The organism is Chryseobacterium sp. SC28 (genome assembly GCF_003932955.1).
Lineage (GTDB): Bacteria > Bacteroidota > Bacteroidia > Flavobacteriales > Weeksellaceae > Epilithonimonas.
In genome coordinates, this window is the sequence record NZ_QOVY01000044.1 from 1 (window position 1) to 1,503 (window position 1,503).

Here is a 1,503-nt window from a genome sequence, read left to right on the forward strand (position 1 = left end):
CAAGTTATGCCCAATTTTAAAAAAGAACACAGTATGAAAACAATCTTGACAAGTATTCTATTGGTAATTTATCTTGTATCTTATGGACAAGACTTGACGACAATTCGAGTATCCGTTCCAAATAAAACGGACGAAATATATATTGTGGGCAACCAAGAGAACTTAGGTGATTGGCAACCAAAAAAAGTGAAACTAAATACGATTTCAGAATATGAAAGAGAAATTTCATTAAACTTGACCTTTCCAGCAGAATTTAAATTTACACGGGGTGATTGGAGCAGTGAAGCGAATATTCTTGACTATGAAAATGGCTCAAACATAAAACTAATCAAAAAAACCACTAATGAGAAGTTTATTATTGAAAGTTATAAAGATGAAAAAATAACTAGAAGCAGACTATCATTAATCTATGATATTAAATATCTAACATCTTCTGAATACCCTGATGAAGAAAGAACCATAAGAGTTTTTTTACCTAAGAATTATGACCCAAGTAAAAAGTACCCCGTAGTTTACACTTTAGACGGTCAGAGTTTGTTTAATCTACTAATACAAAATATGTCCGTTCTTCAAGATATGAACTATGACGAAAATAACATAATACCAGAATGTATTACTGTTGGTATTGACAATACAAATAGAAATCGAGACCTATCTCCAAACACAGGACAATTTTCAAATCTACCTGTCAGCAATTTTAGTAAAGGCTCAGAAGTATTTTACAAGATTTTAAATCAGGAGATTGTTCCATTCATTAATAATAATTATGCCGTTTCCGGGTTTGACGTTATAATAGGTCACTCAGATGCTGGAAATTTTGTGTTACACCTCTTTTTAAGAGACGATAATAATTTTAAAGGCGTTATTGCTCTTTCTGTGAATGACTTTCAAAACTATTTTCAAAAATCACTACCTAATAAATTAAATCAAAATAACTCCAAGCTTCTATTTCTTGGTTATGGGAATAAAGACGATGAGTTTAATATTTTGGGGGATTACTTAGCCAAACAAAACTTAGAAAACCCAAATTTTAAATTATCGAATTATAATGCTGACCATATGCAATTGCCTTTCACAAGCCTTTTTGATGCTGTAAAATTTATGTTTTCAGATTATAAATTTTATGATAAGCTAATTAAAGAAACATTTAATGATGATTTCGACTATCAAACATTCAAAAAATTATATATAAATACAATAGCCGAAAAATATGGCATAGAAACAGATATTGACTATGATATTTATTATTTGCTTAATAAAGCAAGGGATAAAAATAATCAATTCGTTTTCCATAAGCTGCTGGATGAAATTGATAGGACAAATAGCTTACAATTACAGGTTCGTTTTTTCGCAGCAAGTGAATTCTATCAAAATGATAGAGCAAAATCTTATCTCTACCAAATGCTACAAAGCAAGGACGAAACTGATAAATTAATATTCTATGCCAACTTGGACAGGCAGTATTATGGTTTTTTTCTAAATCAATTAAAACGACCAATCGAG

General features: G+C 30.1%; 1 protein-coding gene. It reads left to right on the forward strand.

Features of this window, described 5'->3' with window-relative positions:
* Nucleotides 1-33: 33 nt before the first annotated feature.
* A partial coding sequence (locus tag DTW91_RS12765) for an alpha/beta hydrolase-fold protein (RefSeq protein ID WP_262696679.1) occupies nt 34-1,503 on the forward strand: 1,470 nt, incomplete at its 3' end.